The organism is Brucella sp. HL-2, from assembly GCF_025846885.2.
In the GTDB taxonomy this organism is placed as follows: Bacteria; Pseudomonadota; Alphaproteobacteria; order Rhizobiales; family Rhizobiaceae; genus Brucella; species Brucella quorumnocens.
Window position 1 is genome coordinate 342334 of record NZ_JAOYTK010000002.1, and the last position, 18977, is coordinate 361310.

The following is an 18977-nucleotide window of genomic DNA, read 5'->3' on the forward strand; positions in this document are numbered from 1 at the left end:
AAAAAAAATCAATTCCCCTGACGGCGTGGGTTGGTCTCGCTATCGTCACCCTGTGCCTTCTCATGTTCTTGTTTGGCCCGCTGATCGCGCCTTATGGACAGGAAGAAATCGTCGGCGCGCCGTTTGATCCCCCATCGGCGCAGTTCTGGTTTGGCCTCGATCAGAATGGCCGCGACATGCTTTCGCGCCTGCTTTTTGGTGCGCAGATGTCGATTGGCGTATCGCTCGCAGCATCGCTTTTGTCGTTCAGCGTCGGCGTGCCGCTCGGCTTCCTCGCTGCCATTTTCGGCGGCTGGGTCGATACAGTTCTGTCCCGCATTGTCGATACCGTCATGTGCATTCCCGTGCTCATTTCAGCACTCGTCATCCTGCAGGCGCTTGGCTCATCGCTGCCGGTTCTGATCATCACCATCGCATTGCTCGATTCCACCCGTGTGTTCCGTTTGGCGCGTATCGTGGCGCAGGGCGTGAATGTGCTGGAATATGCCGAAACCGCCCGGCTTCGCGGCGAAGGTCTTGGCTGGCTGATCTGGCGTGAAATCCTGCCGAACACGCTGCCGCCGCTGATTGCGGAATTCGGTCTGCGTTTCTGCTTCACCTTCCTCTTCGTTGCTGGCCTGTCGTTCCTTGGCCTTGGCATCCAACCGCCATTTGCGGATTGGGGCGGCATGGTGAAGGACAACCAGCAGGCTATTCTCTATGGCCTCTACGCACCGCTGTTCCCGGCGGCTGCAATCGCCATCCTAACTGTTGGCGTCAACCTCGTCGTTGACTGGCTTCTGGCCGGACGCACGACCACGCAGGGAGCTGATCGATGAGCAAGGATATCGTTCTTTCAATCTCCGACCTTGTCGTCAAAGCTCCAAACGACGCAACACTCGTCGATCATGTCAATGTGACGCTGAAGCGTGGTGAAGTGCTTGGCCTGATTGGTGAATCCGGCGCTGGCAAGTCCACCATTGGACTTGCAGCCATGGGCTATGGCCGTGGCGGTTGCAAAATCGCCGAGGGCACTATTGTCGTTGACGATATTTCGTTGATGGACGGCACCCGCGAAACGCGAGAAAAGGCACGCGGCGCGCGTATCGCTTATGTGGCGCAAAGTGCGGCAGCGTCGTTTAATCCGGCGCATCGCATTGGCGATCAGATCATGGAAGGCCCGCTCTATCACGGCCTCATGACAAAGGCCGAAGCAAAAGCGTGGATGCTGGAACTGCTGCATACATTGCAGCTCCCCGATGCCGATACTTTTGGCGATCGCTATCCGCATCAGGTTTCCGGTGGCCAGCTTCAGCGTGCAATGGTTGCCATGGCCATGTCGTGCCGCCCGGATATTCTGGTGCTGGACGAGCCGACAACTGCGCTTGACGTGACGACCCAGATCGAAGTGCTGGCACTGCTTCGCAGCCTCATCCAGCGGTACAACACTGCAGCGCTTTACATCACGCATGACCTTGCGGTTGTGGCGCAAATCGCCGACCGCATCATGGTTCTGCGTCATGGCAAGATGGTCGAGCTTGGTTCTGCGGAGCAAATTCTCGAAGCGCCAAAGCAGGAATATACCCAGCGTCTGGTGTCTGAGCGTGAAGCCAGCATTTCAGGCGAACAGGCCGAACACAAGACCGGCGAAATCCTGCTGGAAGTGAAGAATGCGACTGCTTATTACGGTAAGAAGCTCGTTCTAACCGATGTGGGTTGTTACATCCGTCGCGGCGAAACACTTGCTGTTGTGGGCGAATCCGGCTCCGGAAAATCGACGCTTGCGCGTGTGATTGCAGGTCTGCCGCCGCATTCGAGCGGTATCATAACGCTTGCCGGACAGAGGCTTGAAGCGAACTACAAAAAGCGTAGCCGCGAAGAACTGCGCCGCATTCAGCTTGTCTATCAGCTCCCTGACGTGGCACTAAATCCACGCCAGACCGTTGGCGAAATCATCGGTCGCCCGATGAAGTTCTATTTCGGCATGAATGAAGATCAGCGCGAGATCGAGGTTAAGCGTCTGCTTGAACTCATCGGCCTGCCTGCCGACTTTGCAGACCGCCTTCCCGGCGCGCTTTCAGGCGGACAAAAGCAGCGTGTGTGTATCGCACGTGCGCTGGCAGCAAAGCCTGATCTTATCATCTGCGATGAAGTCACTTCGGCGCTCGACCCTCTGGTCGCTGAAGAAATTCTCAGGCTCCTGCGTAAATTGCAGGATGAATTGCAAGTGTCATATCTCTTCATCACCCACGACCTTGGCGTCGTACGTCGGCTCGCCGATCGCACCATGGTGATGCAGAAGGGCAAGGTGGTCGAAACAGGCACCACAAAGGCAATCTTCGAACCGCCTTATGAGCCCTATACGGAGCAGCTCATCACGTCCGTTCCGGAGCTGCGCCGCGACTGGCTGGACGACATCCTGAAAGCACGTGCTGCCAGTTAATCTACCGATGCGGCGCTAATGCCGCACCGGCTTCTCTTTATAGACATTGGAACCGATCATGACCGTCAACATCACCGAGCATCTGTGGATCACACTCAAGGATGGCACCCGTCTTGGCGCGCGCCTGTGGCTGCCTGAAGGCGCCGAGGAAAATCCTGTTCCTGCCGTGCTCGAATATATTCCATATCGTAAGCGCGACGGCACGCGTGGCCGCGATGAGCCAATGCATGGCTATTTCGCGCAAAACGGTTATGCCGCGATCCGCGTTGATATGCGCGGCACGGGTGAATCCGACGGCCACATGGCCGATGAATATATCCAGCAGGAACAAGACGATGCGCTGGAAGTCATCGCCTGGATTGCCGCGCAACCATGGTGCAGCGGCAATGTCGGCATGATGGGCAAGAGCTGGGGCGGTTTCAACGGTCTTCAGGTCGCCGCCTGCCGCCCACCTGCGTTGAAGGCGATCATCACCGCCTATTCGACCGACGACCGCTTCCGCGACGACATTCACTACATGGGCGGCCTGCTGCTCAATGATAATCTGTGGTGGGGCACGATCATGCTCGCCTATCAGTCGCGTCCGCTTGATCCGGCGATTGTGGGTGCAGGCTGGCGCGATGCATGGATTGAACGTCTGGAGCGTCTGCCGTTCTTCCCTGCCCTCTGGCTCGAACATCAGCATTACGATGAATATTGGAAGCATGGTTCAATCTGCGAAGATTGGTCTGCAATCCAATGCCCGGTTCTCGCTATTGGCGCATGGGCCGACAGCTACACCAACGCGGTCCCGCGCCTGCTTGAAAACCTTCAGGTTCCTGCACGCGGCATTATCGGCCCATGGGGCCATGTCTATCCGCAGGATGGTGTTCCGGGTCCGGCAATCGGCTTCCTTCAGGAAGCAGTGCGCTGGTGGGACCAGTGGCTCAAGGGCAAAGAGACCGGCATCATGGATGAGCCGAAGCTGCGCGCCTATGTCTGCGATACCATCGAGCCAACCGGCTCGCGCGACTTCACCAATGGCCGCTGGGTCGGTGAAAAGAACTGGCCTTCGACCGAAATCACACACACGCCTTTCGCGCTTGGCGCAGACTTCACGCTGGGCAAAGCCGAGGCCGCCAAGGGCGTGCTTTCGATTTCCTCGCCAAACAGCCACGGCAAGGCCGGCGGCGAATGGATGGCGACAGGTTGCCCGGGTGAACACCCAACCGATCAGCGTCTTGACGATGGCGGTTCGCTCAACTTCGACACCGCTGTTCTGACGCAAGATCTCGAAATTCTCGGCGCGCCGGTTGCACGTCTGACATTCACCGTCGATCAGCCGGTTGCACAGGTTTCGCTGCGCTTGAGCGATATTCTGCCGGATGGCCGCATCACCCGCGTCAGCTATCAGGTCTTCAACCTCAACCACATCAGCGGCCATGACAAGCCGGAAATGCTGGTACCGGGCAAGACTTACGAAATCGCGATCAAGCTCAACGACAGCGGCTACAGCTTCAAGCAGGGTCATCGCATCCGTCTTTCGGTTGCGACCGGCTACTGGCCGATGGTCTGGCCATCGCCAAAACGCGTGACACTGACACTCGATACCGCTTCGTCGGTTCTCGATCTGCCAGTGCGTGAAGTCGCTGCGATTGATGCAAAGGTCGTATTCCAGAAGCCAGCCCACGGCCCTGCAACGCCGATGACGCAGCTTGATCCGGGCAGCGTGCGTCGCTGGACCGAGCAGGATCACGTCACCGGCGAAACGCTTTACGTGACAGAAGGCATTGGCGGTCTTTTCGGCGAAGGCGTGCTGCGCTTTGACGATCTTGGCACACAGTTGAGCCATAGCCTCAAGCGCGAACTGCGCATCAATGACAATGATCCGCTGTCTGCATCCTATGTGCTGACACAGGCCTATCAGATGGGTCGCGAAGGCTGGATGATCGATATCGACAGCACGACCAAGATGCATTCGGATGCCGAAAAGTTCTACATTTCCGGCGTTCTGACGGCGAAGGAAAATGGCGAAGCGGTTGTCACCCGCGAGTGGAACCAGACCATCCCACGCGATCATCTCTGATCGATTGCAAACGAGCCAAACAAAAATACCCCCGCGTTTGGCTGCGGGGGTATTTTTTTATTTCGTATTCAAAAAGCGGCTGTATTTTTATGCAGCCGCTTTTCGCTTCTTTATTAATGCGAAGGCTGATCTCGCACCGCTGAAACATCGGTTGCGGAAACTGCACCAGCTTTGTTGCCCCAAGCAGAACGAACGAAAGTTGCAAGCTCTGCGACTTCCTCATTTGACAAGCGGTCGGCATAACCCTGCATCACCAGACGCATTGGACGCTTTTCGGTCGAAGGCACTTCCGCACCATGCAGAATGATCGAGATCAGAGGCTTTACTTCCGAACCAGTGACCAGATCATTGTTTGCCAATTCCGGGAAGATTCCAGGAGCGCCCTTGCCCGTCACAAAGTGACAAGCTGCACAGTTGTCAATGTAGAGGCGTGCGCCGACTGGCATATTCGGAGAGGCTTCGGTCAGCATCTTTGCAGTCTCTTCACCAGCAGCATCGGCAGGAGCTGCAGGCAATGCTGTCGGAACCTTCTCGGCAAAGTTCTGTGGAACTTCAACCGCTGCACCGTCGATCCCCTTAAGGAAAGCAGCGATCGCCAGATTGTCGGCATCGGTCAGATGCTGAAGGGAATGTTCGACAACAAGCCCCATTTCGCCATTTGCAGTTGAATGTGCATTGCGACCGGTTGCGAGATACGAAGCCATTTCCTCGACGGACCATTTCTGAGGCGCCGACTGTGGGCCACGCAACGAAGGTGCATTCCAACCATCGACCACGCCACCCGTAAGGAAGGCCTTGTCGCCAGCCTGAATACCGTCCTGCGCCATCAGGATGTTACGTGGGCTGTGGCAGGCTGCGCAGTGTGCCGGACCTTCGACAAGATACTGGCCGCGTTCCTGGACTTCGTTCTTACCCGCAGGCGTGAAACCAGCCTTATGGTTCAGAGCGAGCCAGTTCCACGCGCGGATACCGAAGCGCATGTTGAACGGGAAGCCGAGTTCGGTCTGCTGCACTTCATTCTTTACCGGTTCCACTTCATGCATGAAGTAGTCGTAAAGCGCACGGACATCTTCTTCGGTTAGCTTACGGTAGTTTTCGTATGGCATGGCCGGATAAAGATGTGCTCCATCGGCACGAATGCCGTCATAAAGCGCTGCACGAAACTGATCGAGTGTCCAGTCACCGATACCTGTTTCCTTGTCCGGGGTGATATTGGTGGTCCAGATAGTGCCCATCGGGCTTGCAATCTGACGGCCACCAGCAAAGGACTTACCCCCTTCCGCTGTATGGCAAGCCATACAGTCGGAAGCGTACATTACATACTCGCCCTGACCCTTCGCTGGCTTCCAGTCAGCAGCAAGCTCTTTCGTTGGCTTGGTCAGCTGCACCGGAACGAACAAGAAAGCCAGAAACGCGATAACTCCCAGAACGACCAGAACGCCGATGATACGAAGAAAAGTTTTCATGACTATTCTCCTCAAACCAGCGGACGTGGATTGGAAAGATACTGTGTACGGATCGCATGTGCGGTCCAGTAAGCCAGACCACCGAGAAGACCGGTCGGATTATACTGTGTGTTCTGCACGAAGTTACCCGCGCCAAGCATGAACACGTTGTGCTTGTCCCATGCCTGCGAAAAGCGGTTGACCACACCCTCACGCGGATTGGCCGACATGGTGTGACCGCCAGTCGTATGTGTCGTCTGGTAAGGACGAACGTCGAACTGCGAACCTTCCTTCTTGAAGGACGACTGTATCAAGTCCGGGTTCATGGTCTTGGCCAGTGCTTCAGCCTTGCCCTTCATGAACTGGGTCATCCGGATATCGTTCGGATTCCAGTTGAAGGTCATTCGCATCAAAGGACGACCATGCGGATCCTTATAGGTCGGGTCGAGGTCAAGGTGGTTAGTCTTGTAAGCCATGACAGAACCATGGGTTCCGATATTCATGGAGTGACCGTACCACTCAGCAATGGCGTTCTTCCAGCCAGCACCCCAACCGGGTGTGCCTGATGGCAGCGTCATGCTGCGGATTGGCTGACCATTGGTCTGGCCCGAACGCCAATAAGCACCGCCGATGAAGCCCTCGCGACCAAAGTCGATCTGGTTTACCCCGAAATCATCGATGCACATGCCGTTTGCGCCCGTACCGATGAACGGGTTGAACTCTTCGTTCTTGAAGAAGAGCGTCACACCACCGGTGAGCTGATAGGCATAGTTACGGCCCGTTACGCCTTCGCCTGTTACCGGATCGTATGGTGTGCCAATTCCGGACAACAGCGCCAGATGCACGTTGTTGAGCTGGAACGATGCCATGATGACGATATCGGCGGGCTGAAAGACTTCTTCCTGCGTTTTGTCGTCAAAATAAGTAACGCCGGTTGCAGTCTTACCGTCCGGTGCCATTTCAATGCGCAGAACTTCAGATTCCGTACGGTAGGAGAAGTTCGGCATACGCTTCAGCGCATCCAGAATGGTCGTCTGTGGCGATGACTTCGAATATTGATAACAGCCGAAACGCTCGCAGAAACCGCAATGGTTGCACGGTCCCATCTGCATGCCATATTCATTGACATAGGACGTTGAAGCAATGCCGCCCGGTGATGGGAACGGATGATAACCCATGGCCTTTGCCGCATCGGCAAATTTCCGGCCATCCCATGTCGTATGCATTGGCGGCATCGGATATTCGTTGGCGCGCCAACCTTCAAAAGGATTGCCACCTTCAACGATCTTGCCGTTGATGTTGCCCGCCTTGCCCGAGATACCTGCAACGCGTTCGAAACGGTCGAAGAAAGGTTCCATTTCGTCATAAGTGACAGGATAGTCGCCAAGAAGCATATCTTCCGGGATGATCTGCTCGCCCCAGTTTTCAAGAACATGCGAACGAAGACGCAGTTCTTCTGCCTGCGGACGCCAGTTCAGGCCGTTCCAGTGCGTACCGGCACCGCCGACACCATTGCCCGGAAGAAACGAACCGAAACTGCGATAAGGCAGTGCGATTTCACTGTCAGTGCGGCGTATAGTGACCGTCTGTTGGCTGGCGCGCTGCATCATCTTGAGACGCACACCATATTTCAGCTCATCGATCATGTTCGGATATTTGAAATCCGGAACCGTATTTTGATCGTGACCGCGCTCAAGAGCAACGACTTCAAGACCTTCCTGAGCCAATTCCATTGCAAGAATCGCGCCGGTCCAGCCGAGGCCAACAATGACCACGTCTTTTTTCTTTTCCTGACGTGCCATGTTAAGCCCTCTCGCCCTTGATGGAAACCGGGCCTAGTGGGTAGCGAACATTGTAGCGCTCAACCCATTCCTTATAACTGCCGCGTGCGCCGGGGAAGCCGATATAGGTCCACGACTGCATGCCGTGATTGCCGCCATACATCGGATCGGCAAAATAGCCTTCTTTGGTATTCTGCAAGAGAATGCCAAAGAAATCGCGCAGCTCAGGCTGCAAGCCAACTTCACCCTTCTGAAGGGATGTGAGTGCTGCATCCTGCTGCTCAGCAGTCAAAGCGGAAAATGCAGCACCATACTTCTGCTCGCACCAGCCGTTGAATGCTGGAATTGCCTGACGATAGATCTGCGCAGGGTTAAGCGGGGTCTGCCAGCCGCGCGTCGGATCTGCCGAGGCATCATGCGGGCCAACCATGTACCAGTCGTCTGCGCGACCATAGTCGCCAGCGAGTTGAAGATCGATGAATACAGGAACACGGGTTTCGATGGCACCCGGGCCATCACCGTCAGACGGGATCAGCCTTGCTGTCGCAGCGAGGATAAATGTCCATTCAAGATCATTAAAATATTGGCGTTCGTATTGTTCGAGAGCAACAGGGGGCGTCGACTGTTGCGCCTGAGCTGACACAGCCAATCCTGAAAGCATCACGCTTGCTGCGGATGCTTTCAAAAAGCTGCGCCGGCTCGGATAGCCGGGGAGGTCGGTCATTTGTCGTTTCCTGCCGATTAGGTGGGTAAGACGGTTAAATTTGTTTCGGGGGATTCCATATATATTATGGCATTATGAAACAAAGTGTTGCGATATACAAACATTTGCCACAATTCAAATTTCGAGAATTCGGTTTGTTTGTAAGGGGCGTGACCGAGGCCCATATTGTGGGCGTTTGTCCATCTTCCGAAATTTTAAAATAAAATAATGAAATCAATGGGATGATTTGTTCAAAAACCCGCTAAAACTTGCTAATTATTTTCATATTTTCGTATATGCACAAAACCGTGATCAGGCTCGAAGTCCCCTCTTTTGAGCCTGCAGTAAGTCACGATTCTCTCGGCATTCGAGGCAAACTGGTCAGCAGCTTTCGCGTATAGGCATGTTGCGGATGAGCAAGAATGTCTCGCGTATTGCCCTGCTCAACAATCTTGCCTTTTTCCAGCACGATCAGTCTTTCACAAAGCAAAGCCACAAGTGCGATATCGTGCGAAACAACCACGAAAGTCGTGCGTTCGGACAATGTCCGCATGAGATCAATGATACGCGCACGCGTGGTAAGATCGAGCGCGCTCACCACTTCATCGGCAATAATCAGGTCGGGGTTGGCGACAATCGCCCTCGCAATCGCGATACGTTGACGCTGACCGCCTGAAAACTCATGCGGATAACGTGTTGCTGCATCTTCTGGCAGATCGACCGCAGCCAGTGCCTGCGCGACAGCCTGCGCAATGTCTGTCTCGATTTTCAGCGAGCGCAGCGGTTCAGCAATGATGTTGAACACGCGCTGGCGCGGATCGAGTGACGAATAAGGGTCCTGAAAAACCGCCTGCACCGAACGGCGAAAGCCACGCATGAAGCTGCGGTCTTTGATGTTGAGCTTCTGGCCGCGAAAATTCACATCGCCGGATGTTGCGACCTGCAATCCTAGAAGCAGCTTGAGAATGGTTGTCTTGCCGGAGCCAGATTCACCCACAATGCCAAGATTGCTGCCGCTTTCAAGCGTGAGATCGATGCCATGCAGCACGGTTTTGCCGCCGTTATAGGCAAACGATACTTTGGAAAGATCAATGAGGCTCATCGCGCCACCTCCAATGCAGCGTCGAAGGCTCGCGCGGCTGCAACAAGTCCCTTGGTATAGTCTTCAACGGGATTGGCAAAAAGCGCAGTCACTGGACCCTGCTCGATCAAATTGCCGTGCCTGAGTACGAGCGCCCGTTCGGCAATGCTTGCAACGACCGGCAGATCATGGCTGATGAACAAAAGCCCCATGCCTTCATCGCGAACGAGTTGCTCAAGAAGTTTAAGGATTTCCGCCTGCGTCGTCACATCGAGTGCTGTTGTCGGCTCATCGGCGATGAGCAGCTTTGGACGACAGGCAAGCGCCATGGCAATGGCTGCACGCTGGCGTTGACCGCCCGAAATTTCATGCGGCCATGAGCGTGCAATGCGCTCCGGTTCCGGCAGGGATACACGCTCAAGAAGGCTCATCACTTCGCCTTTAAGTTCCGCTTTGCCAAGCTTGCGACCATCGCGCGATGCACGCCTCTGCACGACTTCGGCAACCTGTTTGCCAATCCGCATCAAAGGATCAAGTGCCGTCATCGGCTCCTGAAAAACAGCGGCGACGCTGCGTCCACGCAGCGGAACAAGCGCACGATCACGCGCCCCGATAATCTGATGGCCATCGAGCGTGATAGAGCCGCTTGCTTTCATTCCGTCCGCAAGCAGTCCCATGACGGCCAATGCGGTCAGTGATTTGCCGGAGCCGGATTCACCGATCAGGCCAACGCGTTCGCCCTGTGCGACTGAGAAAGATACGCCGGAAACGAGAACGCGGCCTGCTGTTTCGATCTCAAGATTTTCAACGTTCAGCAATGGGCTCATCGTTGCCTTCTCCGCGTTGGATCGGCCACATCACGCAAGCCATCTGCAAAAAGATTAAGCCCGATGACGAGCGAAACCAGTGCCAGACCCGGTGCGATTGCACCGAAGGGAGCCGTATAAACCGAAGCCTGTGCTTCCTGCAGCAACCGTCCCCAGGAGGCGTTTGGTGGCGGAGTACCGAGCCCAAGATAAGACAGTGAAGCTTCGGCAATAACGGCCAGTCCGAATTGCAGCGCGAAATTGACAATCAGCGTCGGCCAGATGTTCGGCAGCACATGGATACGAACGACACCGAGCCATGAAGTGCCGGAAATGCGCGACGCTGTGACATAATCCATCGCCAGAACGCGTTTGGCGAGAATGCGTGTCAGTCGCGCGACGATGGCTGATGCTGCAATGCCGATTGCGAGAATGGCCGTCGAAAGGCTTGCGCCATCGCTTGAAGCGACGATCAGCATGGCAAGCAGCAATGTTGGAAAAGCAATCAGAATATCGAGCGTTGCAGCCAGCATATCGTCGAGTGTCTGCGTCGCAAAAGCGGCCAGAACGCCGATGGTGACGCCAATCACAGCACTAATGGTGACAGCGCCGAGGCCCACAAAAAGCGCGATGCGTGAGCCGACCATGATCTGCGTCATGAGATCACGACCGAGCCGGTCTGTGCCTGCCCAGTGTTCCCATGATGGCGCTGCCAGCCGTCCGCCAACCATGTCGCCAACCCCATAAGGTGTCCAGAACAGCGTAAGCAGTGCAACAACGACATGAATGCCCACAAGAATACCGCCGACCACGAGAGGCCAAGGCAATCGGAAACTTTGCGAAGATGTGGTGATGCTGCTCATGCGCGGCCTCCCGCAGACCGGCTGCGCAATCGCGGATCGATCAAGCGTTGCACCAGATCGGCAGCGAAGCCCACCAGAAGAACCAGAAGCGTCGAGACGAACAAGACGCCTTGCACATTTGGATAATCACGCTGCTCAATACCCAATAGCAGCATGGAGCCGAGGCCGGGGAGCGAGAAAACGCGTTCCACCACCACAGCGCCAAGAAGCGTTGAAGCGAGTTCGATACCAAGGATCGAAATCACAGGAACTGCGCCATTTCGGATTCCATGGCGGATCAGCGCTTGCGAGAACGTAGAGCCCAGCGCGCGCGCCGTGCGCAGGTAATCGCTGCCCAATACATCCTGCGTTGCCGAACGAACATAGCGGATGAGCGATGCCGACATGACAATGGCAATGGTGATGACCGGTAATGTCAGCGACTGAAATGCAGCAGGCGCGGACTGCCAACCACGTGAAGGAAAACCACCCGATGGGAACATGCGCAGTTTAACAGCAAAGATCCAGACCAGCAGAATACCAATCCAGAAAACAGGCACTGCGATGCCAAGCTGTGAGATCACAGAAATGATCGAGCCATACCAGCTCTTCTGACGCACAACCGAAAGGATGCCAAGCGGAACGGCGATAATTATCGCGAGCACGAAAGCCATCAATGTCAGTGGCAGCGTCACAATCAGGCGTTTGCCAATTTCAGTCAAAACAGGTGCGCCGCTGACAAAGGAATTGCCGAGGTCAAAGCGCACAAGTGAGCCGACGAACTGTGTGAATTGCTGATAGAGCGGGAGGTCGGAGCCGACCTGTTTACGCGCAGCTTCAATCTGCGCGGCGTCAGCACCAACCGAAACCAATGCATTTGCTGGATCCCCCGGCAAAAGGCGCAGCAGCAAAAACAGAACGATAGCTGCGACGAATACCGACAGGATCAGAATGGCCGAACGGCGCAAAATATAGGCAAGAATGGCGAATACCTCTCGGGTATGACGGAGCAGTTTTTAGCCACTCAAAAATGCGATAACGCCGCCGGAAAATAATTCAGGCGGCGCTTCGTGTCGAGTATCAGTTCTCAATTATGGACAGCTGATTAGTTGTCTGTTTTCTCAATATCATAAGCAAAGAACTGTGAGTTCAGACCATTGACCGGATAGCCGCTGACTGACTTTTTTGAAACCACGATCTGCGGATAGAGGTAGAACCAGTTGCTAGCTGCATCTTCTGCAATGATCTTGTTGGCTTCTGTCAGCTTGGCCGCCTGTTCATCGGTGGTGGAGCTTGCTTCGGCTTCCTTGATAAGATCAACAACCTTCGGGTTGTTATAGCCCCAATAGAAATCCGGATTGCCATAAAACACGATATCACGGTGGTTCACATGCTCCTGCAAGGTCGCCTGGAAATCATGCGCCTTATAGACCTTCGTGTACCATTCATTGGCCGTGATGATGTTGATGTTCACCTTCACGCCGATCTTGGCCAGTTCGCTCTGGATGAACTGCGCTGCAATCGGGTGCGGGTCATAGTTCGGCGTATCGATAGTGAAAGTAAAGCCGTCCGGATAGCCCGCTTCCTTCAAGAGCTCCTTGGCGCTTTCAGGATTATAAGCGTCAACGCCGGTCAGATCGACATACCATGGATCTGTTGGTGGAACGAACGAACCAATCAGAGTGCCATAGTCACCCCAAACTGCATTGAGCAGCTTCTTGTCATCGATAGCACGAGCCAGTGCTTTGCGAACTTTCACATTGTCGAAAGGTGAAACGCGGTCGTTATAGGCGAGAAGCAACTTGGTCGTGGACTTGCCTTCGCTAACAGTAAAGTCAGGGTTATCCTTGAACTGTGCCAGCGAATCCGGGCTCTGAACAGAAGTGATAATATCGACCGAACCGGTCAGAAGCGCATTGTTGAGCGCGCTCGCATCGGTGAAATACTGGAAGACAACTTCTTCATTTTTTGGCTTCGTACCCCAGTAGCCATCAAAACGCTTGATGGCGAGCGATGAACCGCGACGCCAATCTTCCAGCGCGTAAGGTCCAGTACCATCTTCCTTCGACTGGAAGTCGGTAGCTTCATCATTCACGACCCAGACATAGCTGAGATTGTAAGGCAGCGAAATTGAGCGAGACGAAAGCTTGACGACGACGGTTTCATCATCAGGCGTTTCAATGCCCGTAATAGTCTTGAGACTGCTCTTGCGTGAGCTTTTGGATTCCGGCGCTGCGACACGCTCGATGGAGAACTTGACGTCCTTCGAGGTCAGTGGTGCTCCAGAGTGGAACTTGACGCCCGGCTGAAGCTTGAACGTATAGGTCAGGCCATCATCGCTGACAGTGTAATCCTTCGAAAGAACCGGCTCGACCTTGCCATCATCATCCAGACGGAACAGTGCTTCATAAACATTGCCATTGAAGGCTTCGTTGATGCCCTGCCCCGCACCTGCGGTGTTGTCGAGGTTCTGCGGCTCGTAGAGCGATCCGATATTGATCGTCGCATCTGCGTCGTTTTCTTGGGCATAGGCCTGAGTGAACGAGCCGAAAGCGAGCGCAACGGTCAGCGCCGTGGTCAGGCCCCAGTTGCTCAACTTCATTTTGCGATTAAGAATGGTCAAACCGCTCATTTTATTCTCCTGCTTCGAGGTCGCCATAGGGTCCTCAGTTGATACAGGTTATACAGCGACCATCTGAGCGACGATAAGCGGCGCAGCTGTGCTATACGGGGATTATTTAGAAGATTATTCTATAATAATCAAAATTGGTAGATGATTTATCCTTCACGATAGTCGGATAGCTCGCCAACTTCAAAAATTGGATTACCAAGTCGCTCCGTTTTATATAAACGACGATAAACCAATGGCTTCGTGATACACGATCACGGCCTTATGGCATTGAGAGAACATAATGAGCCAGATCAATCGCGATAGAACCAAGATATTTCTTGAAGCGGAGGGGCTTGATGCGCTTGCGTTGTTTCAACCTGAAAACTTCCGCTATGCGACCGGTGTAGCAGCCGGTGTCGCGACTATGTGGGGTCGGGCGGGCTCTGCCATTGCACTGGTGCCAGCTGATGAAAAGGCAAAACTCGGCGTGGTCATCAGCGATCATGCCTATGCAGCTGCTGCGCATCTTGGCGACAGGATCGATTTCCGCACGCATCGTATCTGGATCGATATGGTGACGGTCCACAATGCAAAAACAATTGAAGATATCAATGCAGCCTACAGGCAGGCAAACAATATCGGCCCGCGCGCTGAGACCTTCGATCAGGAAGCAGCTTTCAGGCTTTTAGGTGATCTGCTGGCAGAGCGTGGGCTTTCCAAAGCAAAGATCGGTGTTGATCTGGAGTTCATGCCAGCGGCTGATTTTGAGGCTCTCAAAAAAGCGCTTCCATCGGTTGATTGGCAGGATGCTTCCATTCTCGTCAAGGGCCTGCGTCTTATCAAGAATGCCCGCGAAATCGAGTATCTGCGAAATGCAGCCCGTTATGCAGAAAGCGGGCTGGAAAATATGCTGAACACCGCCCGACGCGGCTCCAGCCTGAATGCACTTTCAGCAGCCTGGTTTGATGGCGCCACACAGGAAGCCAGCCGGAATGGTCAGGTCCTTTCCGGGCATTGGGCTTATATCTCGACCGGCCGTGATCTTCAGGACATGAAGGCCAAGCTCAAAGAAGGTGATCTTGTGAAAGCCGATGTCGGCACCCTGATCAACGGCTATTCATCGGATGGTGCGCGCACTTATGTCTGCGGCAAGCCCGATCCGCTTGCGAGCGAGATATACAAGGTGCTGCAGGAAAGCTTTGCGGTGGGCGAAGCACTGTTAAAGCCCGGTACGCGATTCTGCGATATTCATTCAGCAATGCTTGGCATCATGCGGCAGAGTGGTTTCAGCGAATATTACCGTGGCCATTTTGGCCATTCGGTAGGCGCTGCTGTAGGTATTGAAGAATGGCCGTTTATCTCAAGCAGCAACGAAATGCTGATTGAACCAAACATGGTTCTGGCGCTGGAAACTCCGTTCTATGCCGATGGGCTTGGTGCCCTGATGATCGAAGAACAGTTTCTGATAACCACAAGCGGTGCAGAAAGCATGAACAGGCTTTCACGCGAATTGATATCCATCGGATAGAACTCCCCTGTGAGCGAGACTTATTCGCCGTTCGTGAGAATCCTTTCGCGGCGGCGGCGTCTCCATGGCCATTCACCATCGATTTCCGCTTCCAGAGAAAAACTGAGGAAGGTCCTGATCAAAACGATCAGCCCCAGCAGGCCAACGCTTTCCCATGTGAGCGGGGAAATAATGGTGGCGATGATATCTGCACCGATCAGAATTTCCAGACCGAGGAGGATGCCGCGACCAAGATTGGCGCGGTAGCGTGTATAGGCTTTCTCGCCTGAAAGTACGAAAACGTCTTTAAGATAACCAAGCGTTGCAACGGCGACGCCAATTAGGATCACGGCCACACCAAAAAACTCGAGAGCTGACGCCATCGGCTCCAGGAACGGCGCAATCAAACTTACGAACTCACCGCGCTCCACACCCGCATTCATATTGGTGCCCCCATGTCCAATAAAGATCATACGAGAGCTTAATTCGGAAAGCTTAAGGAATATGCGGCAACCTTCCCAGCCGCAGAGCCAAAACTTGGTTGCTCCACCTATGCTTTAACAGCCACTTTTCGACCTCATACTGTTCACATATACTTGAATAAATTGCGCCTCATTGGTCGATTGAGCCAATTTCAAGGCTTATTGTCTACTGATATGAATACAATGCGTGAACCATTTGCGATCTAGGCGCAGCCCTTTGAAAGGCCTATCTCTCAATCATCGAAACGACGAACACACCGTCGCTTCCCAAATTCTAGGAGATAGAAAATGAAAAAGTTTGCTCTTGCTGCCGTAGCCGTTGCTCTTAGCGCCGGTGCTGCTTTCGCTGAAAATCCACGTGTTGGCGAACCTGCCGATCTTTATGCAAATGACCGCACACCCGTTGCAACCCAGCAGGTTGATAACACGGCAACTGCTTCGATTGGTCAGACGACTACCTATCAGGACGGCTCTGCTCATCGCTTCGGTGATGCATCGCCTTCAAGCTTCCAGAACTAAGCTTTAATATTAAACAATCCCGCCTGACGGAATAATCCAAACGGCATCCCAGTTATCTCCCCGGTGGATGGCATTGGTGTCACCCCGGTGTCCCCGGAAGCACTGATGCCATCCAAAGGGGCGAATAGAAGGAATAGAAAAATGAAAAAGTTTGCTCTTGCTGCCGTAGCCGTTGCCCTTAGCGCCGGTGCTGCTTTCGCTGAAAATCCACATGTTGGTGAACCTGCCGATCTTTATGCAAATGACCGTACACCCGTTGCAACCCAGCAGGTTGATAACACGGCAACTGCTTCGATTGGTCAGACGACTACCTATCAGGACGGCTCCGCTAATCGCTTTGGTGATGCATCGCCTTCAAGCTATCAAAACTAAGACCGGCGCAAGCAGGTCAGATACAAAAAGGCGAAGCCTCTTCAGGCTCCGCCTTTTGTTGTTTGGGCGAAAGAGAGCAAAAGGTCTTGAGGGATTCCGGTCGTTCTCTCGTTTAATGTCCGAGCAGTTCCAGTTCGGGCGGATATCAACTATCAACCCAGCCCGTTACTTGCTCACTGGCAAGCCGTTTCCAGTCCACGCTTCAAGTCCGCCACGATACCAGAACGTCGTCCAGCCAAGCGTGGCCGCGCGCAATGCAGCATTATAGGATGAACGGTCACGCAGTCCCTTACCGAAGAAAACAACGCCCACGCTCTTGTCGCCGCCAGCCTTTTCAGTCAGCCATTCATCTAAAGGTTGCTGCAGACTATCCGTAACGCTGCCGTCGCGCCCGGCATCCGGCAGAGAATAGGCGTTTTGCAAAGTCTCTTGCAGACCGCTTGTATCGACGAAAAGAGTTTTTCGACCATTCGTGATAATCTTCACAACTTCAACGGTGGTTATAACCGTCGCTCTGGCGTGCTTATTCGGTGTTGGTCCAACATATGGTGACTGAAATAGTACCATGCTCGCGGCAACACCATCATCGCGCAACTCGTCTAAGTCAGCGCCTGCCGCTCCACCTGAATCTGGAGCCGAGGCATTGGTGGTTTGTCCCGCAGAACCGCCCTGAGCATTTCCAGTCTCAACGTCAGAAATCATGACCGCCAGATGTTCAAACAAGTCATAGCACATGGTGATCGATCCTTCTTTTGGATCGTACCAAGCGTTCAACTGACCACAGTCGCGGAACGTAACGGTTATCGGTCGTGGCAGCACATAGGTCTGAGACAAGTTATCGAAATAGCCCGTCAAAGCGCCCGACAGCTTCGCCGCATAAAAGTTACCCACTCTGCGCGATGAAGGTTCGAACACAGTTTTAATAGCAGCTCCCGGCGCATTTGCTGGCTGCTCGCCTTCCGGATGCCACTCACCCGAACGGGTATGCGGGGCAAGAATTTTGCGCCAGGCACGGTTTTGCTTGTTGAACTCATCTGAACAACGGAACCGTGTCCGTTCGTCCAACTGCACTCCATCGGCAATCGAACTGAAGACTTTCGGGTTTCCGCCATACATGATGCAAAGCATGTTACGGAAACGCTTTAGATCGGCCGTATGCTCGTCCTGCCATGGTGACGGCGCGCTACCCTTCATTTCGTTGAGTTTGCCGCTGTAATACCATTGCAGCGCAGCATAGCTCGCGCTTCCAATTGCCATGTCGTCGACTTCTTTGTCGCCTGATGGATACATGGTTGGCTCGACAATCTGTAGAGCGGAATAGATGTCGACGGCATCCTCTTCGGGACCAGTCGATGGGAGTTGTAGCTCCCCAATCAAGGCATGACCAAATTCATGCGCAAAGATACTGCGCATAAGTCCGAAATACACCGAGGCGATCCGGTTTCCATCACCACCAAAGTCCGGTAACGGGCCAGAATCTCCCCCTGAACCCGACACAGGTTGAGAGCCATTATCGGCCGTTTGCGGCGCGGGTTGTGAGCCGGTATCGGCTGTCTGTGGCGCCGCACCACCGCCCTGCCCGCTTCCAACAATTGGTTGTGTTGGGACGTTCTCGCCGTCAGACGTGATACTGAAATTGGCGATCCCGAACATTCCAGTATCGTACGCCATTACGCCGATTTGTGCACCGAGAGCTGGTGAGCCCTGAACGTCGCCAATCATTCTTCCATTCAGAAGGAACCGTGTTACACCGGGAACCTCGACCATCTCGATGACGTCGGTACCGTCGAGCTTGGCGACGTTTGGTATCGTTGCAATATTGCGCTGCTGGCCATTTTCCATGCAGAAAAGCTTGACGCTCTTATCTGCGACGACCTCCATAAGACAGATCGCCTTATTGGCGGGATTGGATGCAATCAGGCCCAGAGAAGCACTAGGCTTCGACGAATTGACGGCAATTGTTACCTTTGTTGCGCGACCAGCTTCAGGCGCGGGTCCGGCATTGAGAACCAGTGTCTGCTCCGTAGCGCTGGCCTGCTGGTTATTGAGAACAAACCATCCATCATGTGCGGCCCCGGTCCAACCCTGAACAATCTGCGATGATGCAGCCGAGGCGAGTGGGCCTAGTTCCCTCTCAAATTCTGCATGGGCAGGAAGATTGGACGCGATGAAACTCGCGAAGAAAACCGCACCCAACAGACGCATTCGAAAGTCCCCATTCCGCTAATTTCATCAATATGGCACGGCTTTTATCCCGGATAATAAGGCATCCGTCCGCCCAAAACTCTGATCTGCATTCAATTCATTTATTGCAATACGATTCAACAGATTGATGTCAATC

Annotated in this window: 16 protein-coding genes; 6 read left to right on the plus strand and 10 right to left on the minus strand. The window is 54.0% G+C overall.

What is annotated here, in order from left to right; genetic code table 11:
- Nucleotides 1-11: 11 nt before the first annotated feature.
- The 3 genes from OIV19_RS04730 to OIV19_RS04740 are packed head-to-tail and all read left to right on the plus strand — an operon-like array spanning nt 12 to nt 4487.
- Nucleotides 12-818 (plus strand): ABC transporter permease, encoded by an 807-nt coding sequence (locus OIV19_RS04730; RefSeq protein WP_264230969.1) that lies wholly within the window; start codon nt 12-14, stop codon nt 816-818.
- Nucleotides 815-2422, plus strand: coding sequence for an ABC transporter ATP-binding protein (locus tag OIV19_RS04735; protein ID WP_264230818.1), 1608 nt, complete (start codon nt 815-817; stop codon nt 2420-2422). Before OIV19_RS04730 ends, OIV19_RS04735 begins: the two co-directional genes overlap by 4 nt.
- A 58-nt stretch (nt 2423-2480) precedes the next feature.
- Complete coding sequence (locus OIV19_RS04740) at nt 2481-4487, plus strand: CocE/NonD family hydrolase (protein ID WP_264230819.1); 2007 nt, start codon at nt 2481-2483, stop codon at nt 4485-4487.
- A 113-nt stretch (nt 4488-4600) separates the two neighbouring features.
- On the opposite strand, the gene OIV19_RS04745 is transcribed toward OIV19_RS04740, so the two are convergent.
- From OIV19_RS04745 to OIV19_RS04780, 8 genes are all read right to left on the minus strand, one after another.
- Nucleotides 4601-5953, minus strand: a complete 1353-nt coding sequence (locus OIV19_RS04745) for a cytochrome c (RefSeq protein WP_264230820.1) — start codon at nt 5951-5953, stop codon at nt 4601-4603.
- An 11-nt stretch (nt 5954-5964) separates the two neighbouring features.
- The gene (locus OIV19_RS04750) at nt 5965-7734 is read right to left on the minus strand and encodes a GMC family oxidoreductase (protein ID WP_095444455.1); all 1770 of its coding nucleotides are present in this window, start codon (nt 7732-7734) and stop codon (nt 5965-5967) included.
- 1 nt (nt 7735) lies between these two features.
- Nucleotides 7736-8437, minus strand: a complete 702-nt coding sequence (locus OIV19_RS04755) for a gluconate 2-dehydrogenase subunit 3 family protein (protein WP_095444456.1) — start codon at nt 8435-8437, stop codon at nt 7736-7738.
- Nucleotides 8438-8765: 328 nt separating this feature from the next.
- Nucleotides 8766-9518, minus strand: a complete 753-nt coding sequence (locus tag OIV19_RS04760) for an ABC transporter ATP-binding protein (RefSeq protein ID WP_264230821.1) — start codon at nt 9516-9518, stop codon at nt 8766-8768.
- A complete protein-coding gene (locus OIV19_RS04765; protein ID WP_264230822.1) occupies nt 9515-10324 on the minus strand; it encodes an ABC transporter ATP-binding protein in 810 nt (269 codons plus the stop codon). The genes OIV19_RS04760 and OIV19_RS04765 overlap by 4 nt, the downstream gene beginning before the upstream one ends.
- On the minus strand, nt 10321-11166 hold the full coding sequence (locus OIV19_RS04770) for an ABC transporter permease (protein WP_264230823.1): 846 nt from the start codon (nt 11164-11166) through the stop codon (nt 10321-10323). The genes OIV19_RS04765 and OIV19_RS04770 overlap by 4 nt, the downstream gene beginning before the upstream one ends.
- Complete coding sequence (locus OIV19_RS04775; RefSeq protein WP_264230824.1) at nt 11163-12113, minus strand: ABC transporter permease; 951 nt, start codon at nt 12111-12113, stop codon at nt 11163-11165. Before OIV19_RS04775 ends, OIV19_RS04770 begins: the two co-directional genes overlap by 4 nt.
- A 137-nt stretch (nt 12114-12250) precedes the next feature.
- Nucleotides 12251-13777, minus strand: a complete 1527-nt coding sequence (locus tag OIV19_RS04780) for an ABC transporter substrate-binding protein (protein ID WP_264230825.1) — start codon at nt 13775-13777, stop codon at nt 12251-12253.
- Nucleotides 13778-14057: 280 nt separating this feature from the next.
- On the opposite strand from OIV19_RS04780, the gene OIV19_RS04785 reads away from it, so the two are divergent.
- Nucleotides 14058-15284, plus strand: coding sequence for a M24 family metallopeptidase (locus tag OIV19_RS04785; protein WP_264230826.1), 1227 nt, complete (start codon nt 14058-14060; stop codon nt 15282-15284).
- A gap of 20 nt (nt 15285-15304) precedes the next feature.
- On the opposite strand, the gene OIV19_RS04790 is transcribed toward OIV19_RS04785, so the two are convergent.
- On the minus strand, nt 15305-15706 hold the full coding sequence (locus tag OIV19_RS04790) for a DUF1622 domain-containing protein (RefSeq protein WP_095445663.1): 402 nt from the start codon (nt 15704-15706) through the stop codon (nt 15305-15307).
- Between the two features lie 327 nt (nt 15707-16033).
- Here OIV19_RS04790 and OIV19_RS04795 point away from each other — a divergent pair, with 327 nt between their 5' ends.
- A complete protein-coding gene (locus OIV19_RS04795; protein ID WP_151091327.1) occupies nt 16034-16264 on the plus strand; it encodes a hypothetical protein in 231 nt (76 codons plus the stop codon).
- Nucleotides 16265-16405: 141 nt separating this feature from the next.
- Nucleotides 16406-16636 carry a hypothetical protein gene (locus OIV19_RS04800; RefSeq protein ID WP_264230827.1) on the plus strand — a complete coding sequence of 77 codons (231 nt, stop codon included), beginning with the start codon at nt 16406-16408 and terminating at the stop codon, nt 16634-16636.
- A gap of 165 nt (nt 16637-16801) precedes the next feature.
- Here OIV19_RS04800 and OIV19_RS04805 read toward each other — a convergent pair whose 3' ends face one another.
- Nucleotides 16802-18841 carry a DUF4344 domain-containing metallopeptidase gene (locus tag OIV19_RS04805; protein WP_264230828.1) on the minus strand — a complete coding sequence of 680 codons (2040 nt, stop codon included), beginning with the start codon at nt 18839-18841 and terminating at the stop codon, nt 16802-16804.
- Nucleotides 18842-18977: the final 136 nt, after the last annotated feature.